This window comes from Marinobacter sp. C7, from assembly GCF_022343555.1.
Lineage (GTDB): Bacteria > Pseudomonadota > Gammaproteobacteria > Pseudomonadales > Oleiphilaceae > Marinobacter.
Genome location: NZ_JAKQZH010000105.1, coordinates 1 through 508, shown reverse-complemented (window position 1 = coordinate 508; position 508 = coordinate 1). Strand labels below are relative to the sequence as shown.

At 59.3% G+C, this 508-nt stretch carries 1 protein-coding gene; it reads left to right on the top strand.

Going from position 1 to position 508, the window contains the following annotated elements:
* Window positions 1-198: 198 nt before the first annotated feature.
* A partial coding sequence (locus MD273_RS18965; protein ID WP_239039311.1) for a kinase/pyrophosphorylase occupies window positions 199-508 on the top strand: 310 nt, incomplete at its 3' end.

Sequence of the window (508 nt, the reverse complement as noted above, 5' to 3'; positions counted from 1 at the left end):
CATCTGCAGCGAGCCTGTGCATAACCTCTGGAAAGTTCTGTGCGGGGATGGCTTTCTCCCCGTTTTCAACAAGCAGGCCGGATCGTCTTGCCGAAAACAGGACATGTGGAAAAACCGGAAGGCTTCCCACAGGCAAATCCGGGCGCCGTTCCGGCATCCCGGGTTGTCCAGTGTTATGAACAGGAGGCGAAGGACATCGTGGAAAACCGCAAAAACTTCTTCCACCTCCATCTGGTCTCTGATTCGACCGGGGAAACTTTGATCTCGGCCGGCCGCGCGGTTTCGGCGCAATTCGGCGGTTACGAGCCGATCGAGCACGTCTATCCGCTGATCCGCAGCCGCAAGCAGTTGCTGCCGGTGCTGCGCGCGATCGACGAAGCGCCGGGCATCGTGCTCTACACGCTGGTAAACGAGGAGCTTTCGGCACTGATCGACGAGATGTGCCGGGACATGGCGGTGCCCTGCGTCAACCTCCTGGAGCCTGTCGGCAAGGTGTTTCAGAGCTATC